Source organism: Pseudoalteromonas sp. SCQQ13, from assembly GCF_015864415.1.
Taxonomy (GTDB): domain Bacteria; phylum Pseudomonadota; class Gammaproteobacteria; order Enterobacterales; family Alteromonadaceae; genus Pseudoalteromonas; species Pseudoalteromonas nigrifaciens.
This window is the reverse complement of sequence record NZ_JADYXG010000015.1, coordinates 39200-59460: the sequence shown is the minus strand read 5'-3', so window position 1 is coordinate 59460 and position 20261 is coordinate 39200. Positions and strand designations below refer to the sequence as shown.

At 41.0% G+C, this 20261-nt stretch carries 18 protein-coding genes and 1 riboswitch; of the genes, 9 read left to right on the top strand and 9 right to left on the bottom strand.

Annotated elements, in window-relative coordinates; all coding sequences use genetic code 11:
- Positions 1 to 83: 83 nt before the first annotated feature.
- The gene (locus I6F41_RS12845; protein ID WP_011326887.1) at positions 84 to 1163 is read right to left on the bottom strand and encodes an MBL fold metallo-hydrolase; all 1080 of its coding nucleotides are present in this window, start codon (positions 1161 to 1163) and stop codon (positions 84 to 86) included.
- A gap of 92 nt (positions 1164 to 1255) precedes the next feature.
- On the bottom strand, positions 1256 to 1912 hold the full coding sequence (locus I6F41_RS12840; RefSeq protein WP_011326888.1) for a DUF2959 domain-containing protein: 657 nt from the start codon (positions 1910 to 1912) through the stop codon (positions 1256 to 1258).
- 87 nt (positions 1913 to 1999) lie between these two features.
- On the opposite strand from I6F41_RS12840, the gene I6F41_RS12835 reads away from it, so the two are divergent.
- Together I6F41_RS12835 and dtd are read left to right on the top strand one after the other, a co-directional pair.
- Entirely contained in the window at positions 2000 to 2902 is a 903-nt protein-coding gene (locus I6F41_RS12835; RefSeq protein WP_011326889.1) for a virulence factor BrkB family protein, read from the top strand.
- Position 2903: 1 nt separating this feature from the next.
- Positions 2904 to 3341: a D-aminoacyl-tRNA deacylase gene (dtd, locus tag I6F41_RS12830; protein WP_058372331.1), complete on the top strand. Its 438-nt coding sequence runs from the start codon at positions 2904 to 2906 to the stop codon at positions 3339 to 3341.
- On the opposite strand, the gene I6F41_RS12825 is transcribed toward dtd, so the two are convergent.
- A complete protein-coding gene (locus I6F41_RS12825) occupies positions 3325 to 4053 on the bottom strand; it encodes a spermidine synthase (RefSeq protein ID WP_182684119.1) in 729 nt (242 codons plus the stop codon). The two genes, dtd and I6F41_RS12825, sit on opposite strands and share 17 nt — an antisense overlap.
- A 162-nt stretch (positions 4054 to 4215) precedes the next feature.
- On the opposite strand from I6F41_RS12825, the gene I6F41_RS12820 reads away from it, so the two are divergent.
- The gene (locus I6F41_RS12820) at positions 4216 to 5109 is read left to right on the top strand and encodes a bifunctional GNAT family N-acetyltransferase/hotdog fold thioesterase (RefSeq protein ID WP_011326892.1); all 894 of its coding nucleotides are present in this window, start codon (positions 4216 to 4218) and stop codon (positions 5107 to 5109) included.
- A gap of 76 nt (positions 5110 to 5185) precedes the next feature.
- Here the strand turns inward: I6F41_RS12820 and I6F41_RS12815 are convergent, their stop codons facing one another.
- The 5 genes from I6F41_RS12815 to dapA all read right to left on the bottom strand — a co-directional run bounded on the left by I6F41_RS12815 (position 5186) and on the right by dapA (position 10428).
- Positions 5186 to 6220, bottom strand: coding sequence for a phospholipase A (locus I6F41_RS12815; protein WP_182684118.1), 1035 nt, complete (start codon positions 6218 to 6220; stop codon positions 5186 to 5188).
- A gap of 194 nt (positions 6221 to 6414) precedes the next feature.
- Entirely contained in the window at positions 6415 to 7533 is a 1119-nt protein-coding gene (locus I6F41_RS12810) for a succinylglutamate desuccinylase/aspartoacylase family protein (RefSeq protein ID WP_089367575.1), read from the bottom strand.
- Between the two features lie 49 nt (positions 7534 to 7582).
- Positions 7583 to 8788, bottom strand: coding sequence for a PLP-dependent decarboxylase (locus I6F41_RS12805; protein ID WP_182684117.1), 1206 nt, complete (start codon positions 8786 to 8788; stop codon positions 7583 to 7585).
- Positions 8788 to 9528 (bottom strand): 2,3,4,5-tetrahydropyridine-2,6-dicarboxylate N-succinyltransferase, encoded by a 741-nt coding sequence (locus I6F41_RS12800; RefSeq protein WP_011326897.1) that lies wholly within the window; start codon positions 9526 to 9528, stop codon positions 8788 to 8790. Before I6F41_RS12800 ends, I6F41_RS12805 begins: the two co-directional genes overlap by 1 nt.
- 15 nt (positions 9529 to 9543) lie before the next feature.
- Positions 9544 to 10428, bottom strand: a complete 885-nt coding sequence (gene dapA, locus I6F41_RS12795) for a 4-hydroxy-tetrahydrodipicolinate synthase (protein WP_011326898.1) — start codon at positions 10426 to 10428, stop codon at positions 9544 to 9546.
- A gap of 152 nt (positions 10429 to 10580) precedes the next feature.
- Positions 10581 to 10778, bottom strand: a riboswitch (Lysine riboswitch).
- A 203-nt stretch (positions 10779 to 10981) separates the two neighbouring features.
- On the opposite strand from dapA, the gene I6F41_RS12790 reads away from it, so the two are divergent.
- The 6 genes from I6F41_RS12790 to I6F41_RS12765 all read left to right on the top strand — a co-directional run bounded on the left by I6F41_RS12790 (position 10982) and on the right by I6F41_RS12765 (position 19520).
- The gene (locus I6F41_RS12790; RefSeq protein ID WP_197108630.1) at positions 10982 to 11680 is read left to right on the top strand and encodes a DNA-3-methyladenine glycosylase I; all 699 of its coding nucleotides are present in this window, start codon (positions 10982 to 10984) and stop codon (positions 11678 to 11680) included.
- Positions 11681 to 11689: 9 nt separating this feature from the next.
- Entirely contained in the window at positions 11690 to 13099 is a 1410-nt protein-coding gene (locus tag I6F41_RS12785) for a protein adenylyltransferase SelO (protein WP_182684115.1), read from the top strand.
- A gap of 385 nt (positions 13100 to 13484) precedes the next feature.
- Positions 13485 to 14549 carry an OmpA family protein gene (locus tag I6F41_RS12780; protein WP_197108629.1) on the top strand — a complete coding sequence of 355 codons (1065 nt, stop codon included), beginning with the start codon at positions 13485 to 13487 and terminating at the stop codon, positions 14547 to 14549.
- 296 nt (positions 14550 to 14845) lie between these two features.
- The gene (gene acnB / locus I6F41_RS12775) at positions 14846 to 17443 is read left to right on the top strand and encodes a bifunctional aconitate hydratase 2/2-methylisocitrate dehydratase (protein ID WP_011326902.1); all 2598 of its coding nucleotides are present in this window, start codon (positions 14846 to 14848) and stop codon (positions 17441 to 17443) included.
- Positions 17444 to 17642: 199 nt separating this feature from the next.
- Complete coding sequence (locus I6F41_RS12770; RefSeq protein ID WP_011326903.1) at positions 17643 to 18275, top strand: 2OG-Fe dioxygenase family protein; 633 nt, start codon at positions 17643 to 17645, stop codon at positions 18273 to 18275.
- Positions 18276 to 18284: 9 nt separating this feature from the next.
- Positions 18285 to 19520, top strand: a complete 1236-nt coding sequence (locus I6F41_RS12765; protein ID WP_011326904.1) for a cysteine desulfurase-like protein — start codon at positions 18285 to 18287, stop codon at positions 19518 to 19520.
- A 19-nt stretch (positions 19521 to 19539) separates the two neighbouring features.
- Here the strand turns inward: I6F41_RS12765 and I6F41_RS12760 are convergent, their stop codons facing one another.
- Positions 19540 to 20244 (bottom strand): 2OG-Fe(II) oxygenase, encoded by a 705-nt coding sequence (locus I6F41_RS12760; protein ID WP_011326905.1) that lies wholly within the window; start codon positions 20242 to 20244, stop codon positions 19540 to 19542.
- Between the last annotated feature and the right edge of the window lie 17 nt (positions 20245 to 20261).

The window sequence follows — 20261 nt, the reverse complement described above, 5'->3', positions numbered from 1 at the left end:
CCGATAAGGCTAAGTACTAGTGTTTGTTGGTAGGGTATTTTTCGTTGGGTTTCGCTGCGCTCAACCCAACCTACGTGCATTAGTTAAAGTTTAATTGTTTCGCCTTCATTTAAAATATACAGCGGTACTGGTGCATTCATTTGTTTATACATATGCAGTAAGCGCGATAGCGCTGAGTGGCTGCTGTGATCGCCCATTTGCCAACTTGAGTTGCCATACCCCCATGGTATCATTACTTTGCAATTAAGCTCTGTGGCCGCATTAAGGGCATCCTCTGGCGTAGTATGAACGTATCGATACCCTTTAGCGTTGGTTTTATGGTAATAAGAGGCAATTGGCATTAGGCATAGGTCTATATCACCGTATTTTTGTTGTATGTCTTTAAAGTGTTTTGAATAGCCAGTATCGCCGGCAAAAAATAAGGTGCTGCCATTTTGTTCAAGCAGCCAGCCATTCCAAGAATCTTTATTATCATCTTCGTAAATATAGGGAATAAGCACCCGATTACTAAAGTGATGTGCAGGCACTGCGTGTATGGTTAAGTCCTCAATGCTGGTTTTTGCATACCACGCCATTTCAGTAATATTAAAGCCACCCGTTGGGAAGTTATCTGCCATGCCTAGCGGGGCTAAATAACGTGGTTGATTACCCAGTTTTTTAATATCTGCTTTATTAAAGTGATCATAATGAATATGCGAATACATAACGGCGTTAATGTTTTCAAGTGTTTGCTTATTTGGCCATGCTCCGGGTTTGCGATAAAACCCACCTGCAAGCTTAAAGCCTAAATCAACCGGTGAATCAAACTGCTCACTAACCGGATCAAATAATACATTTTGCCCATTACGTGTGCTGACCACAAAGCTGGCATGCCCTAACCAACGAACCGTATAACCGGTATTGAGCGGCGGCTTAATTTGCTTACCTTGATACTGGCAGTTGCTGCTGGGTGTTTCGCAAATCAAGTTCGGATGTGGCGGGTAGCAGTTTTGCTCGCAGGTGGTTGGGTAAACCTTTTTGCCTTGATATAAATTATGGTAACGACCTGTTTGGTTGTTAACAGCAATAACTGAGTTTTTATCAGCTATTTTTTGCACCTGATTAGGTGTACTACACGCGGATAAAAAACAGCTTATAAAGATTATAAGGGTAATGTGTTTCATAATTAAATCCGTTTTAAATAGTGCTAAAGCAGCCATGCAGCCATAAAAAAGCCTGCAATAATGCAGGCAAATTTAAATATAATATCAGCTAATTAACCGGCACTATTCATTTGTTCAATAAATTTATTTGAGTCGGCAATCGATTTGTTCATGTCGTTCATAAGCAATTGTATATCGCGTTTAAGGTTAGTGAACTCGCCTTTAATAGCCGATACCGCTTGTGCGTTTAAGTTATGCTTTAAGTATAAAACGTTATCATGAAGCGATGTTAATACAGGCTCCATTTTGCTCTCTGCGCTGCGCATTGAGCGTAATAGCTGATCAAATTGACGCTTAGTCGCGGCTAGCTTTTTACTGCTTTCACGTTTAAGTGATGCGCTTTTATATTGCTCAAGCTCATCGCTCCACTCATCAAATAAGGCTTCTGCTACGTCTTCTACTTTATTGATGTTAGTTGACACTTCGTTAGCGGCATTTAAGCTCGACTCATAGTCATCGTTTAACTGATTGTAAGTGTCTTGCAGTTCGCCACCATTAAAATCAATAAGTGTAGTTAAGCGCTCAAGCGCTGATTTAAACTCTTCTTGAGACTCTTGTTGCGAGTCTTTGGTTTCTTCTACGCGGTCAATAAGAATATCGCGCTTGTGTACGCCTACCTTTTCCATGGCCGAGTAATAAGCTGACTGGCAACCCGATAATGTTAGTACAAGTGCAAGTACGGTAACACTCAGTAATGTTTGTTTTTTCATTTGGTTTCCTATTTACGTGTGTTAATGCTGTAAATTATGGTGCTGATTGTTATTATGGTCAAAATTATATTAGCACAAGTCAATGTTATGAACGATAAGCTCTCTTATTATAAACAGCAAGTTGGATCTTTTTTACGGCAGCAACCCGGCTGGTGGATGCAATATATTAACCGCTGTATTGATGACCAAATAACCGTTAACGCGGGCTATTTAGCTTATGTAACTTTGCTGTCTTTGGTGCCATTAATTGCCGTAGGTGTGGCGATATTTTCGGCTTTTCCGGGGTTTGAATCAACTCGATTAGCAATTGAAAGCTTTTTATTTACTAACTTTGTGCCTACTTCGTCAGATGTTATTAAAGAGCATATTAGCTCGTTTGCGGGCAATGCAAATCAAATGACCGCAGTGGGCATTGGCTTTTTAGCTGCTATTGCCTTGTTACTTATTCGTAATGTTGATGCCACGCTTAACCGTATTTGGCGAATTAAGAAAAAGCGTCCAATGATGATTTCGTTTGCCGTTTATTGGATGGTACTTAGTTTAGGGCCCGTATTTTTAGGCGGCAGTATTGCAGTTACTTCGTATATTGTATCGTTGGTGTCGTTTGCTGATCAGGGGATTCCGGGGTTTAGTGGCTTTTTATTAAAGTTATTGCCGTACGGCATTTCTATGGTGGGTTTTATTATGCTCTACACCTTGGTGCCCAACACTCGGGTTTCGTTTAAAGCGGCGATACCAGGTGCACTATTTGCTGCCATGTTGTTTGAGTTAACTAAAAAAGGTTTTGCGCTTTATATTAGCCACTTTCCATCTTATGAAGTTATTTATGGTGCAGTTGCTACCATTCCTATTTTGTTTGTGTGGATATATTTGTCGTGGATAGTGGTGTTGCTAGGCGCTGAGCTTACGGCGTGTATTAGCCCTGAAAATATTGAAGACACGCCCGAAATAGAGCTAGACGAGCAAGAAAATACAAAGGATACGCTATAAAATGCAAGGTTTAATACAACGTGTAAAACATGCCAAAGTAGAAATTAATAACCAAGTAGTTGGCGAAATTGGCCAAGGAATTTTAGTGTTGTTGGGTGTTGAAAAACAAGATGACGAGCAAGCGGCCGATAAGTTGCTGCATAAGATTAGTAATTACCGCATTTTTACTGACGAAAACGACAAAATGAACTTAAGTCTAAAAGATATTGCTGGTGAGCTGTTGGTAGTATCGCAGTTTACTTTGGCGGCAAATACTAAAAAGGGCATGCGACCTAGCTTTTCATCGGCGGCAACTCCAAGCCAAGCTAATGAGTTATACGAATACTTTGTAGCGCAAGCCAAGGCGCTCAATTTAACGGTTGCTACCGGTGAGTTTGGTGCCGATATGCAAGTGAGCTTGTGTAACGATGGGCCAGTAACCTTTAATTTAGCTGTTTAGTGATCACCACAATATGATTTATATAGCCTGCTACCTTTTGCGGGCTAACTTTATAACCAAATACATTAAGTAATACTTGCTGTAACTGTTTTAATTGCGACTCATGTTGCGATAAAAAATTAATAAATAGCGTGCCGTTGTTGTTAAGGGCTGCGTGTATTTTTTGATAAAAAGCGGGTGCGAATAAAAATCGTGGTGCGTCTATTTGGCTAAATAAATCTAAAATAATCCAATCTATGTTGCGGGCGCGACCCAGTACTTGTTGAGCATCCTCACAAAGTAACCGCTGTGTATTATTACTAGGCACTTGCTGCGTAGTAAAAAACTTTTTATAACAACTAATTATATCTGCATTTATTTCAGCTGAGGTGATTTTTGCGTGTGGATATTGGTGCAGCAAATAATTACGAATTGCGCCGCCGCCAAGCCCCAGTTCGAGTACTTTTTTAGGGGTACTTAATGTGTGCCAATGCTGTGCTAAGCACTGTAAGTGTGGCAGTAATAAATTGCTTGGTTGCTGCTGCGTTACCACAGATTGCAGAGTGTCATTTATTAGCAGCCAACGCAGTTGCTGATGTTGGCGTACTTGAATGTGATCGCCCCCATATTTATGCCAATAAAGTAACTGGCCAATACTGTGGCTATTTTCAATAAAATAGCTATTAATCAGGCCATTTACAGGGTTTATGTATTCGCTCATGTTGCCCAGCATAAACTAGCCGAAGCAAAGCGCAATGGCTTTTGTCATTAATTTTTTACACTTTGTATTTGCCATCACCAAAGTCGTATTGGCAGTTTTTTTTAGATGGAGTATGGTATTTGCCATAATTAAGTGACGTTGTATTTTATTTACGGCTTAACAGCAGGAGTATGTATGTTTCAGGTAAGTACACCGCAAAGTAGTGAAGATTGGCAAGCCTATTATCAATTACGTTGGGAAATTTTACGTGCCCCTTGGGGTGAGCCACGTGGTTCTGAACAGGATGATTTAGAACAAGATGCCGAGCATCGCTTTATTAAAAATAAAGCGGGTAAAGTATTAGGGGTGGCGCGGCTGCACTTTAATAACCAGCAACAAGCTCAGGTTCGCTATATGGCTGTAGCTGAAGAAAGTCGTAATCAGCATATTGGTAGTCGTTTATTACATGACCTAGAAAAAATAGCATGGTCACAAGACGCTGCAGAGTTGGTGTTATTTGCACGCGAGCGCGCACTCGAATTTTATAAGCGCCATGGTTATGAAACACAAGAAAAAGCGCATTTAGCGTACGGCGATGTACAACACTATAAAATGGTAAAACAAAAGCCATCAGAGCCAGGCTGGTTTCGCCACCCTAACTGGACTCAAGTGCTGCAAAACACCTGGCGTGAATCAATCCCAATTAGTGATGCAATGGGCATTAAAGTAGAGAGCTATACCGACTGGCAATTTACGACTAGCGCAGATTTAGATGCTAATTTAAACCTGCATAACACTATGTTTGCTGGTTCTATTTATAGCTTAGCAACCCTTACGGGGTGGGGCGCAACCTACTTAGCACTAAAAGAAGCAGGGCTTGAAGGAAATATTGTATTAGCCGATGCCAATATTAAATATTTAAAACCGCTTAGCAGTGATCCACGCGGCTGTGTTGATATACAAAGCTGTAAGGGTAAGCTCAGCGAGTTAGAAACTGAAGGTAAAGCCAGCTATTTAGTACCTGTTATTATTTATGATGGTGATAAGGTAGTGGCTGAATTTGAAGGGCAGTTTGTAGTAAAAAAATAACTGTTTAACTCTTTAAAACGCAAAAAAGCCAAGCGATGCTTGGCTTTTTAATTTGTTTAATTTAATCGCTAATTAATTAAAGTAAATCGGTAAGTAGTATACCTACGCCAATTCTTTCTATATCAGCGTTATAATCAATTAAGCTTTCGCCATAGCCATTAAAATACTGTGCATAACCACGCACTCGGCCCCAAAGCGGAAATGACCAATCGAGCTGTAATGCACCGCGATTGTCTGAATTTAAGTTGTTACGGGTCATAAAGCTAAATTCATGTTCATTAAGGCGATACGCACCGCTAAACTCAAAGTAACCCATGTATTTGTAAATGTCAGGGTTGTCGTCGCCTCTTGGATCTAAAGGTGTTTCTTTCTCGCTTTCTGAAATACGATACCAAGGCTTAAAGTTAAATACAAAGCCATTTTTTTCCCAAATAAAGTTAGCGTAAATACGGTTCCATGAACGTGAATTTGGCTGACTATTACCGTTAGATTGATGCGAAATACCCAAAACAACAGCCATTTCGTCGCCCCAAGGAACGTGTTCTGGATCTAAATAGTTAACCCAAAAAACCTCTGGCTCGTAGTTAGTCTCACGAAAAGGTGATGAGCTTTCTTTGTTATAAAGCTGCCAATATGACTGTAATGTAAAGGCAAAAAATATAGCTTGGTCTTCATCAGAAAAGTCATTGAATAGAGGCACTTTAATTGAAAGCTGATATTTGGCTTCTAAGTTATCGAGTGGCTCGTCATTTTTTTCGCCAGTTAGCTCGTCAAATGTTTCAAACGAGCTATTGTTCGGATGCGATACATATGAAATTGGTAAAATGTAGTTACGTTTATGTGGCGTAATCACATTACGGTTTTTTTGGCTTACTGCTTCTCGTGCTTTGCGCTTATCGATGGCGGTAAGTTGCTTATCTTCTTCAAGAGCGGAGCACTTTTTACGAAGCTGATCGAGTGTTTGCTTGCCGTCTCCACCAATCACTTCATTTAAAATACATTGTTTTACCAGCTCAATATTACTATTTTGCTCATTGCTTTTAGGTTTTTCTTCAGCAAAAACAGTAGTACTAACTAATGTTGAAAGTATGATCAAGTATCGCCAGCTCATTGTAATTCCTTTGTGAGTATTGATGGTTTAATGCGTTAATTTAATTATAACGCCTTTTTACATATGTAACGGTGAACTTTTACTGAATTTACGTATATTTAGTATAATTAGATCAAAATAAAAGCGGCCTAAGCCGCTTTTATAATGCAAATTAACTATAGTTAACTTACTCTCACGCAATGAGAAGGGAGAGCTTAAAGCTCAAATACGTTAGTAAAAAACTTATACAGTTCAGTGCCTTGATTAACGCTCGCCGAGGCAAAATGCAGTATGGCAATAGCGTCAGATTCAAGGGAAAGTGTTTGTAGTGGTTGTTCACTTAAATAACGCTCCATGCGCAGTATTTTAGCAATTGGCTCACCGGCTTTTATATGCCCGCCTAGGGGGGCAATATACTCAACCATTCCGCCCATGGGCGCGTAGTAAGCAAAGTAATCGTTTAAATGACACGCGTAGCGAGTAATGTTAGCTGGAGTGTGGGGCGCATTTACAAATACGGCTTTATAATTTAAGTAACTTAAAATACTGTTTGCATCGTTTAGTGCTTCGCTCAAGTCTATTTTTTCTTGGCTGCCTAGCTCTACAGTAAAAGCTTCTACAGGTATGCTGAGCTCGCGGCCTTGCTTGCTCAGTGCTTCGCTTAAATGCCACCACGGACAAAAGTTTGCCTCATCCATCGCACCATCAAAGTCACTTGGAATAAGCAGTACGTGCTCAATATTAAAGTAGCGAGCGCTATTAGTCGCATAGGTTGGGCAGTACAAGTGCTTGCTTGAAATAGGACCTGTGTGTAAATCCAGTACTATATCAGCTTGGTGAGCGAGCTTTTGTAAGTTAAGCGCAATGCGTTTACCAGTATTGAGTAAATAAGCAGGGCCATTAAGTTTACTGTCAACTTCGTCAATAAGTGCCTGTTTGAACGCGCTTTTTAATATGGCATCGTCGTATTGCATATGGTTTTGTGCAAACTGAGTGACTAAATCAGTATTATAATGATACATCCTATTCCAATTAGTGCCGGTGATAGGGTCGAACCGACCTAGGGTAAATTCCCCCGACTTTTGATTGCAACCAATAGGGTTGGCATAGGGCACTAAAGTAATATCACCTTTAAGATTAAGGTGCTTTAATTGTTCAAGTAGTTGAAAAATTACCGCGTTACCTTGTACTTCAGCTCCGTGCATGTTGGCCTGAATATACACACTTGGCCCCGTGCCATCGCCTTTTAAACGATACACAGGAATAGTGAGTGGTAAGCCATTGGCAACTTCACCAACGACGATGTTTTCTTGACTAATTGGTGAGGCGATCATGAGTATCTCAACATTTTAATTTTATCTCAGGTACATTATTTTAGGTACATTATCTCAAGTAATAACTGGCATCTTCGGCTGCACGCAAACAGCTAAGTTTGTTTTGTTCTAAAACATATTCGCCAGCAAGTTCGTGGCATAAAAAGTACGGCATACTTTCACTAAAGCCATAGGCACCACATTGACTAAACACCAACCAGTCGTGCTCATTGAGATCACTTGGTAATGCGTGCTCGCCCAAGCAATCGAGTGCGGTACAAAGTGGCCCGTATAAGCTCATAGCTTGGGTTGGTGTGTGTGAATCTCGTAGTAATGCTGCTGGAAAGTCTTGACTGGTGACGGCTGGGCGCAATAAGTGGTTTATACCGCCACTTAAAATAACTTGTTGTTGGCCATAGTTTTGTTTGCGCTCTACTACTGGGGCTGCGTAATGTCCGCATTCACCCACGGCATAGCGGCCAAGCTCCATCCATAACTCTTCAACGCCCGCCTGTTTTTTAATTTTAGCGAGGGCAGTTATTAAGTCATCCCAATTAAGCGTTATGTCGTTTTGCGTATACGGAATACCTAAGCCGCCACCTAAATCTAAAATTTTAAGGTTTATATTTAAATCGCGGGCAAGTTGGCTAAGTGGTGCAATCATTTGTGACCACAACTCACTGAGTTTTTGCGTGCTGAGCATATTTCCCCATTGAAAAATATGCAGGCCATCAAAGCTAAGTGCGTCATAGTCGGTAATATTAAGTGCCTGCCACTCTGTACAACCGAGTCCGAATGGCGTGAGGCTATCGCCACCTAGTGGGTTTTTTTCGCCCTCGGGCCAACGTAACTGTACGCGCAGTAATACCTGTAGTTGACAGTTTTGTAGCTTGGCTTGCTCATTGAGCCAGCGAACTTGATTAAGACTTTCGGCAACAAAAGTACGTACGCCGCGCTCAATAAAGTGTTTAATTTGTTTTGGGCTTTTAGCTGGCCCGGTGTTGAGCACGCGATCGCTACTAACGCCTTGAGCAAGTACTTGCTCAAGCTCGCCTTTACTGGCTACGTCAAAATTAAACCCGGCGTTATCTAAGCATTGAATAATTTTAGACAGCGGATTCGCTTTAACCGCATACCAAAGTTTTACCTCGGTTTGTGCGACCAATTGTGCCAAGTGACTATTTAGCGTATCTAGGTCGTAAACAAAAAATGGGCTATCGAGTTGGCTTGATAATTCATTAATTGCCGTTTTAACGCCCGTGCTCAAAAAGCTCATTAACGTAAAACCTCTTCAAGTAGTAATGATGCATCACTTTGCTCATCGCGGTACTTAACAATTAACGCGCACGACATGCTTAAACCTTGTGCACGCGCCCATTCGTTTGAAGCAGGGCGAGAGCCTGGTATTACAATAGCGTACTCAGGAATTGGCTCGCCTTTGTCTAGTTGGCGCTCGTTTACACAGTCGTAAACCGGAATTGTGGCCGATAAACGCACACCAGGGGCAAGTACTGCGCCTTTTTTAATTACTACGCCTTCAACAATTACGCAGCCTGCGCCAATAAATGCATCATCTTCAACTACCACTGGGCTGGCACCAATTGGCTCTAACACACCGCCAAGTTGCACGGCTGCGCTAAGGTGGACATTTTTACCTACTTGCGCGCACGAGCCAACTAAAGCGTGACTATCTACCATAGTGCCTTCGTCAATGTATGCGCCAATATTTACATACGCTGGTGGCATAATAATAGTGCCTTTAGCTACATAAGCACCACGGCGAACGCTTGAGCCACCCGGGACCATACGTACGCCATCGGTGGCACTAAACTGTTGTGGCGCTAAGTTATGTTTATCAACAAAGCCACCGACAAATTCGGTGTTTGTACCATTTTTAAAGGCTTCTAAAATACCCTGTTTTACTGCAACGTTAGCCTGCCATTGGCCGCTTTCGTTTTGTGATGCTGCGCGTACTGCGCCCGACTCTAAATTATTTAATAGTTCTAACCAGCTCATTATAAAAACCTATGTTTAATGCCAAGATAAAATGGTGTTGTTTGCTTGTTCAATGCACGTTGTTTGCGTTAATTCGAGGTGAGTTAACGGTGGGCGTAAATACGAACTCGTTAATCGCCCTTGTAAATGCATGAGTACTTTAACGGGAATGGGGTTTGCTACAGTGAACAAGCTACTGATTGCGCTTGACCACTGAGTAAATAAATTGGGGTATTGGCCACTTAGGCTACGCTGTACGAATTCGTGAGTTTGTAGCGGCCAAGCATTAGCTGCTACCGATACCAGCCCTTTAGCGCCGGCTTGGGCAAAGTAGGGCATAAGCGCATCGTCGCCGCTAAAAATAGCTAAGTTAGGAGCCGCTTGACGGTAAGCTTCAAATTGCGCAATGTTGCCACTGGCTTCTTTAAGTGCCCATAGGTTTTTATGTTGTTGTAGGTTTTGAATGGTTGCCACTGGAATATCGACAGCGCTTCGCCCTGGTACGTTATAAAGCATACAAGGGTGTTTACTTATATTTAAAAGGCTTTCAAACCAATGGGTTTGCCCAATTACACCGGGCTTTGCATAAAGCGGCGAGCCAAGTAAAAAGCTATGAATAGGCAAGTGGTTACAGTATTCAACCCAGGCTAATTGCTGTTTGAGGTTCATACCACCTACAGCCACCATTAAGGGTACATTAGGCGATAATTGGCACACGTGCTCAACAATGGCTTGTTGCTCTTTAAGTGTTAAGGCTAAGCCTTCGCCTGTGCTGCCTAGTAATAAAATAGCATTATTGGCAGCGGCTTGCTCAGCAACCAAAGTGGTTAAGGTGCCATAGTCGATTGTACCGTTTTGATTAAACGGAGTAACGAGCGCCGTCCAGACTGAGTAGTCATCTAAATTAAAGTTTTTGATCATCTCTCGCGAACTTATAGAATGTTCGGTGAGTTAAGAAGCTATATAGGAAAGAGCCGCATTAACATCGTTCGAACAAATACCCACGTGTAGGGTATGTTATAATTCGAAGAGCGAATGGGCTTAAATAATAGGGCGCACGGCCTTATTATACTAAGACCAGAAGCTCTCCACCAAACTAATAAGCTACGTTTAAATAGCTATTGGTGACAGTCGCTAGGATTCAACCTAGTCGCCCGAAACAACAATGACACAAATATTGTTGTTTCTCGGCGTTAATTCCCCTTACGTATGCTCAATGGAGTTTGTGCTCCTAACATACGCTACCTGAATAACGCACCTCTTCCAGCCCTTTATATTTGTACTGCTAGCAATACAAATATAATTAAATAGGGTAAGTGCGATGATTAAATCATTTTAGCCATCTGGGTGTCAAGCAGCTAAGTGCAGATAGTGTCATCGATTTTGGCAACGGTTACGTATAAGGACGATTTCCCTTAAACTAGGGGATAATCGCGGCGCGAAATTTGTAACTGCAAAATAAGGTTTCAAGCAGATGGAAAAATTTAATGATATTTATCAGCGAGCAGTAGAGCGAAAAGGCTCAACACAAATGCTACAGCAATTACTCGCTAAACCTGCATCTAAGCGACAATTAGTAGCTTTAAGTGATGATGATTGGCTGGAAGAGTTTACGCGCAAGGTTTTTCAAAGTGGCTTTTACTGGTCGGTTATTAACAGCAAGTGGGCAGGCTTTAGAGAGGTTTTTTGGCATTTTAGCGTTGAAAAATTATTAATGATGCCACCCGATATGTTGGAGCAAAAAGCCAGCGACGAGCGCATTGTTCGCAATTATAAAAATGTAAAAACGATCCCCGAAAATGCGTTCATGATCCATGAGGTTACCCAGCAACATGGTAGCTTTAGTCAGTTTATTGCAGACTGGCCAAGTGAAGATATTATTGGTTTGTGGGCGTACTTAAAAAAACACGGTGCACGCTTGGGTGGAAATACCGGCCCTTATACTTTGCGTGCATTGGGTAAAGACACCTTTTTATTATCGCGGGATGTTGAGAGTTATTTGCGCGCGCATAAAATTATTGATGGTGGCTTACAAACTAAAAAGTCGTTAACTGCAGCGCAAGCGTTCTTTAATGAATTACAACAACAAAGCGGTTTGAGCATGCAAGAGCTAAGCTTAATTATAGCCTACAGTGTAGGCGATAATCGTGTAGGTATAAGCCAACAACAGTAGAGGGTAGTTATGAATTTAATGCCAAGGTACAGACAAGTAGCCGACAATTTTGCAATTGAAGATCGCCCATCTAAGGTGGCCGCCCCACAGCTATTACTATGGAACGACAGCTTAGCTAAAGCGTTTAATATTAATGTAGTTCCTGAATTACGGGCCAGTACTTTTAGCGGCAACGAACAGCAAGCAATTGCAGCGGTTGCACTGGGATACTCAGGGCATCAATTTGGACATTTTTCACCTCGTTTAGGCGACGGGCGTGCTCATTTGCTAGGTGCAGTAGAGGATGCGCAAAACCAGTTGTGGGACATTCAATTAAAAGGCTCAGGTGCCACTCCTTACTCTCGTGGTGGCGATGGCCGCTGTGCACTTGGCCCAGCAATTCGTGAATATATAATGAGCGAAGCAATGCAAGCGTTAGGTATTAAAACTACGCGCTGCTTAGCAGTGGTTGGTAGTGGCGAAACCGTGTACAGAAACCCACCTCAACCTGGCGCTATTGTAACGCGCTTAGCCAGTAGCCATATCCGTGTTGGCTCGTTTCAGTATTTAGCAACGCAAGGCGACGTTGCAGGGCTTAAAAACCTTGCCGACTTAGCTATTGAGCGTCATTACCCAAAAATTCAAGCAACAGGACCTGAGCGCTATTTAGCATTTTTAGCTGCAGTGATTAAAAACCAAGTTGAGCTGGTGGTTAGTTGGATGCGAGTAGGCTTTATACATGGGGTAATGAATACCGATAATACGCTGGTTAGCGGCGAAACTATCGACTATGGCCCATGTGCCATGATGAACAGCTTCGATTTTGATACCGTGTTTAGCTCTATTGATAAGCAAGGGCGTTATGCATTTGGTAATCAACCTAATATTGCTAACTGGAACTGCGCCCGCTTAGCTGAGAGTTTAATACCGCTTGTAAATGATGACGACGAACAAGCTGTGGCGTTAATGACCCCAATAATAGATGGTTTTGCTGAGCAATTTAATGTTGAATTTAGTGCAATGTGGGCAACAAAACTGGGCTTAGCTGGCACAGATACAGCCGATAAAGAGTTAATTGCAGAGCTATTACAGTTATTAAAAGAGCACCAACTCGACTATACCAACACGTTTGATGCACTAACCGAGTCTTTAACAGGTGGAGTGAGCATACCAGTGGTATTAGTTCAGTGGGCCGGTAAGTGGCAAAAACGTACCGATGATCGCAGCTATACCGTAATGCGCGCAGCTAATCCGCGAGTTATTCCTCGTAACCATGTGATCGAAAAAATACTTAGTGAGTATAATAAGACTGGCTCAAGTGAATTACTGCATGAGTTTATGCAGGTTATGCACACACCTTATGAAAATACAGACAAATTGGCAAAATTTCAGGATGCACCTAGCAGCGATAAAGAGTATTATACTTTTTGTGGTACTTAATTATTAGATTGAAATTTAAGTTGCTGATTATTAAAGGTCATTTAGCGGCCGTAGCGCTGCTTTATTATTGAGCACAATAAACTGAGCTGATATTATTGATATGCATTTAAAGCTAGGAGCTTGGAGCTCAATATAAACTCAGCTAGTGAAGTCGGTATGGTTATTTAATAAATTTAGATACTAGCGATAGTATTTATTATCTAGGGGTTGGGTAAAGTAATTAATATGTCCTAAACTTACTGATACTTGTATATAGAGTGTTGAAAACGAATTAATTTATCTTTTGTTAAGTATTGATTAATAAAGGATCAGGTAATATTAATAAAACTGGTTGAGCTAGAAAGAATTAGCTATATTTTTTAATTGTTAAAATGGGAAGAAAACAATGAAATTAAAATCACTTACAATCGCAATCGCGTTAGCTGCAACTAGCGCATCAGCATTTGCAGCAGAAAAAACTGAAGGTTTTTACATTGGTGTGTTCGGTGACTATTACGATGCATCTTGGAAAAACTTAAACATGCACCAAAACTTGGAAGTTAATGAATCTGCAAGTTGGGGTGCTGAAGTTGGCTACCGTTTCAGTGATTACTGGAGTGCACGTCTTGAGTATGCAGATATGGACTTTAATGCATTTCTTAAAAATCCGATTCCTAATGGTAATCGTAACGACATAGACGGCGAGCGTTTTGGTGTTGATGCACTTTACCACTTTGGTGGCGGTCCTTTCTATGGTTTATTTGGTATTAAAGAAGTAAAAGTAGCAACAGATAATACTTTCTTAAACGCAGGTGTTGGTTACCAGCACTTCATTACAGACGGCTTATTTGTTAACGCAGAAACATCTGTTTATCAAGGTCTTGACCGTGGTTATACCGATGTGAACGCTAAACTAGGTATTAACTACTTATTTGGTCAAAGTTCAGTAGCAGAAGAGCCAGTTCAACCAGCTCCAGAGCCAGTAATTGTTGAAGTTGCACCAGTAGATAGCGACAACGATAACATTCCAGATGCAGATGATCAGTGTCCTAACACACCAATGACAGATGCAGTTGATGGCACAGGTTGTACATTATACGAAGATAAAGAAGTAACTGTAAGCTTATTAGTGACTTTCCCTAATAATACATCTGCAGTATCTACACAGTACTTAAACGATATCGATAAAGTAGCTGAGTTCTTAAAAGAGTACCCAGATACAACTGTTCTTTTAGAAGGTCATACTTCTTCTGTAGGTAAAGCATCTTACAACAAGTGGTTATCTAAAAAACGTGCTGACGCAGTAGCTAAAAAATTAGTAGCTGATGGCGTAGCAGAAGACCGTATTACTACAGTTGGTTTAGGTGAAGAGCGTCTTAAAAATGAAGCGAACACTAAAGCAGCACACGAAGAAAACCGTCGTGTAGAAGCGCATATCAAAACGATTAAAAACGTTAAAGTTTTACGTTAATAAAATCGATTGAATTACAAAAACCCAGCTTTATGCTGGGTTTTTTTATGCCTACTAAAAACTTAAATTAAAAATTAATACTAATGATTCTTACTTAATAAACATTCATAGAAATTGATTTTACTTTATCTACTATTCATAATACTTATAGTCGGTATAATCAGTTGCTGAACTGGATAGATTTTCATCTACCTACAAAAGCTTTATAATTAAGCGTTAGAATACTATAAGTATTGGGTAACATTGCGCTTATGAAGCGCTACCGAATACTTTCACGTCACCAAGAGGGCAATATTGTGCTACAAGAATATCGTAAACACGTAGAAGAACGTGCCGCGTTAGGTATCGTACCAGCGCCATTAGATGCTCAGCAAACGGCTGATCTTATTGAATTAATCAAAACTCCACCGGCTGGTGAAGAAGAGTTTATTCTCGACTTGTTTGCTAATCGTGTACCGGCAGGTGTTGATGATGCAGCTTATATCAAAGCAGGGTTTTTAGCGGCAGTTGCTAAAGGTGAAACTAATTCTCCACTACTTTCTAAAGAAAAAGCGGCAGAATTATTAGGTACTATGCTAGGCGGTTACAATATCGCACCTATGATAGACCTACTTGATGACGACACACTTGCACCTATCGTAGTAAAAGGCCTTTCAAACACATTATTAATGTTTGATGCATTTTACGATGTAGAAGAAAAAGCAAAAGCGGGTAACACATTCGCTAAGCAAATTATTGAGTCTTGGGCAAATGCAGAATGGTTTACTAATAAACCAGCTGTTGCTGAAAAGATTTCAGTTACTGTATTTAAAGTAACTGGCGAAACAAATACGGATGACTTGTCACCTGCACCAGATGCATGGTCTCGTCCAGATATTCCACTACATGCTTTAGCTATGCTAAAAATTGAACGTGACGGTATCACTCCTGACAAACCAGGCGAAGTAGGCCCAATCACCCAACTAGAAGAATTAAAAACTAAAGGCTTACCACTAGCTTACGTTGGTGATGTTGTTGGTACGGGTTCTTCACGTAAATCTGCAACTAACTCAGTGCTTTGGTTTATGGGCGATGATATCCCGTTTGTACCAAATAAGCGTGTTGGCGGTGTATGTCTAGGTAATAAAATTGCACCAATCTTCTTTAACACTATGGAAGATTCTGGCGCTTTACCAATTGAGCTAAATGTTGATGAACTTAACATGGGCGAGCAAATTGACATCTACCCATACGAAGGTGTTGTTAAGCAGCATGGTACTGATAAAGTAATCTCTAAGTTTGAACTTAAATCTGAAGTGATTTTAGATGAAGTTCGTGCTGGTGGTCGTATTCCACTAATCATTGGTCGTGGTTTAACAGACAAAGCACGTACATCACTTGGTTTAGGTGCTACTGATATATTTAAAGTACCAACAGCAACTGAAGTATCAGATAAAGGCTTTACACTAGCGCAAAAAATGGTTGGTAAAGCATGTAACGTTGCAGGTATTCGCCCAGGTCAATACTGTGAGCCTAAAATGACAACTGTTGGCTCGCAAGATACAACAGGTCCTATGACACGTGATGAGCTTAAAGATTTAGCTTGTTTAGGTTTCTCTGCAGACTTAACAATGCAGTCTTTCTGTCATACATCGGCATACCCAAAACCTATTGATGTAAACACGCATCACACGCTTCCTGATTTCATCATGAACCGTGGCGGCGTTTCACTTCGCCCAGGTGACGGTATTATTCACTCATGGTTAAACCGTATGTTATTACCAGATACCGTAGGTACTGGTGGTGATTCGCATACACGTTTCCCATTAGGTATTTCATTCCCAGCGGGTTCGGGTGCAGTAGCATTCGCAGCAGCAACAGGTGTTATGCCTCTTGATATGCCTGAGTCAATTTTGGTTCGTTTTAAAGGCGAAATGCAACCAGGTATCACATTACGTGACCTTGTACATGCAATCCCTTACTACGGTATCAAGCAAGGCTTATTAACAGTTGAGAAAAAAGGTAAAATCAACGAGTTCTCTGGTCGCGTACTAGAAATTGAAGGCGTTGAGCACCTAACTGTTGAGCAAGCGTTTGAATTATCAGATGCATCTGCTGAGCGTTCAGCTGCAGGTTGTACGGTTAAGCTTTCAAAAGAGTCTATTTCTGAATACCTAGAATCAAACATTGTTATGCTTAAGTGGATGATCTCTGAAGGTTATGGCGATGTACGTACGATTGAACGTCGTATTAATGCAATGCAAGACTGGTTAGCTAATCCTGAGCTTATGGAAGCAGATAAAGATGCTGAATACGCTCACGTAGTTGAAATCGACTTAGCTGAGATTAAAGAGCCAGTTCTTTGTGCTCCAAATGATCCAGATGACGCGCGTTTACTTTCTGATGTTGCTGGCGAGAAAATTGATGAAGTATTCATCGGTTCTTGTATGACTAACATTGGTCACTTCCGCGCGGCTGGTAAGTTACTAGATGGCTTTAAAGGTCAACTACCTACTCAGCTTTGGGTTGCTCCACCTACTAAGATGGACAAAGACCAACTAATTGAAGAAGGCTACTATGGCATCTTTGGTCGTGTTGGCGCACGTATAGAAACTCCAGGTTGTTCATTATGTATGGGTAACCAAGCACGTGTTGCTGATAAAGCAACGGTAGTGTCTACCTCTACACGTAACTTCCCTAACCGTTTAGGTAATGGTGCAAATGTATTTTTAGCATCATCTGAACTTGCTGCAGTTGCGGCAATTATCGGTCGATTGCCAACTGCTGCTGAGTATCAAGAATATGCAGCGAAGATCAATGCAACAGCGTCAGATACATATCGCTACTTGAACTTCCATCGCATGCCTGCTTACACTAAAAAAGCAGACAACGTGATCATTCAACAAGCAGTATAATTTTTACAGCTTATTTAAAAACCCGCTTTTGCGGGTTTTTTATTGGCAAAAATAAATTTTAGATAGTTAATGTTGTTTTTTTGCATTTATTGTATTAATTTTGGTGGTTAATTGTTTTGAAGTTAAATAATAAAGCAATAAATCCTCTTTGCATGCATTAAAATCCCTGCAATATTATAATTACTATAGCAGGATTTTTATGACCGCTTTAAACCCCCAGAATTTACTGCAGCTGCGTTTTATTAACCAAACAAATATTGATTTGGTTAAGCCTTCTTTTGATAACCTGCCGACTAATCCTTATGCAGATGGTGCCTTTCGTAAACGCCGTTACTCTGTAGTTAAACTACAAAATGGTGAGCTAAAGCTACAAGCAACAAAAGCATTTGTACAAGATGATGCAATTAATACCTTTCAGGGTAATGTTGAGCGTAGTTACGAAAATTTAGAGCAAAGCCTACTTGAGTCAGCGGGCATGAAAAGTATTGTGAATGAGTTTCGTCAAATTACCGGGATTGATGAAGAACGTGATATCGAAATTCACCAATTTCGTATGTTAGCCATTGATAGTGATACGCCTGCAGCGCCAGAAGGCGTGCACCAAGATGGTTTTGATCATGTGTGTGTATGTGGTGTATCGCATGAAAACTTAGAGGGCGGTGAATTGCTTGTATACGAAAACAAGCAAGCCGATCCCTGTTTTAAAATGGCCATAAAAGACGGTATGTTTGCAGTAATTAACGACCGTCAAGTGTGGCATAACGCTACTCCAATGAATAAACTTGATGCCAGTAAGCCAGGTTACCTGGATTGCTTTGTATTAACGTCTTAAGGAATGAGCATGAATATAACGCAATTACGTGAGCAATTTCCGGCATTAATGCAAAGCGTTAATGGTAAATCTCCCGTGTTTTTAGACGGCCCCGGTGGCTCGCAAGTACCGCAATCGGTACTTAACGCTATGACTGCTTATTTGGGTTATTACAACTCAAATTTAGGTGGAGCATTTTTCTCAAGCGATAAAACCGTTGAGCTAATGGCAAATGCTCGCCAAGCTGCTGCCGATTTACTCAATGCGCCCAGCTCACAACAAATTGTATTTGGTCCGAATATGACCAGCTTAACGTTTAGCTTTAGCCGCGCAATTTCACGCGACTGGCAAACGGGTGATGAAATTATTGTCACTAACGCGGATCACTTTTCTAACGTTTCGTCGTGGCAGCAAGCCGCAGAAGATAAAGGTGTTAAAGTTAATACTGCGCTTATTAACGAAACCGACTGCACACTCAATATGGCGCAGTTCGAGAGTTTACTAAACAGTAATACTAAGCTGGTAGCGGTAACTTATGCTTCAAATACCACAGGTTCAATTAACAATATTAAACGTATTGTAGAGCTTGCCCACAACGTAGGCGCACTTGTTTATGTTGATGCCGTACATTATGCACCGCACGAACTTGTAGATGTACAAGCGCTTGATTGCGACTTTTTAGCCTGCTCTGCGTACAAGTTTTTTGGCCCGCATTTAGGTATGGTTTATGGCAAAAAAGAGCACCTTGAAGGATTTACCCCGTACAAAGTTGAGCCAGCTAAAGACGTAGCGCCTGGTCGCTGGGAAACCGGCACGCAAAGCTTTGAAGCCATGGCTGGTTTTATAGCGGCGGTTGATTACATTGCAGCAATTAGCGAGCTTGACGACAGCCATTCACGCCGCGAAAAGTTAAGTGTTGCCTTTGCTAAAACCAAGCAACACGAAATGGCGCTGAGTGAATACTTTTTAACGCGCTTAGTTAATTACCCGCGTATTAAATTGTTTGGTATAGATGATTTAGATCGTTTAAATGAGCGTACGCCTACTTTTGCGTTAACTTTTGAAGGTTTAGAGCCGCGCGCTGTATCTGAATGTTTAGGTAAGCAACATATTTGTGTATGGGACGGCAACTTTTACGCGCAAGGTTTGTGTGAGCAATTAGGCGTACTTGATAAAGGTGGCGTAGTGCGCATTGGTTGCATGCACTACAACACCACCGCAGAGCTTGATCAGTTATTTAATTTGTTTGATGAGCTACTAGGTTAATATACATAAAAAAGGTGCGCTAGCTCTTTGGCGCACCGTATATTTGCTCTGCGCGGTTAAACAGTACCCACGAGGTTAAAATATACTTATCGTTAGATACTGGCTTATTGCCACGGTGAGTGTGAGTAAAGTAGCCGGGCGCTATTACCATAGTGCCTTTTTTAGGCGCAATTTTACGCTTTTGATAATAAAACTCCGTTTCCCCACCTTGTTCAACATCGTTCAAATAAAACATAAACAGCAATACTCTATGTAGCGCCTCGTTATGATTTAACTGCGGATAAACTTCGCTGTGCCAATACGGGTAACCGCCTTTATTAACTTGGTATTTTTGCGCCTGAATATTTCCTAGCCTAAAAATTTGCTGCACTAATAAGGGCAGTTGTGGTTTACCCACTTCATCAAAGTTTGCGTGTGTTAAGTCAACAGGTTCGCCACTTTTAGGGTGATACACTTTTAGGCCAAAGGCACCAATCATAATAAAAATATGTTCTTCAATGTATTTAAAAACATACTGTGCAGTGGTTTGTTGAATATGTTTTAATTGCTCAACGTATTCCGGATGATTGTTTAAGTGCAAGTCGTGGCTATCTTTTTTATTTAAATCGATACCGCCAGATGTCATCCCTTGTTTTATATGCGGGCTTTGAGAAAAGGTAGTGATAAAGTTATCACAAAAGTCATTGCTGAGCGCGTTATCGTATACGCGAATAAAGTCCGTCATAGTTTACCTTTATATAA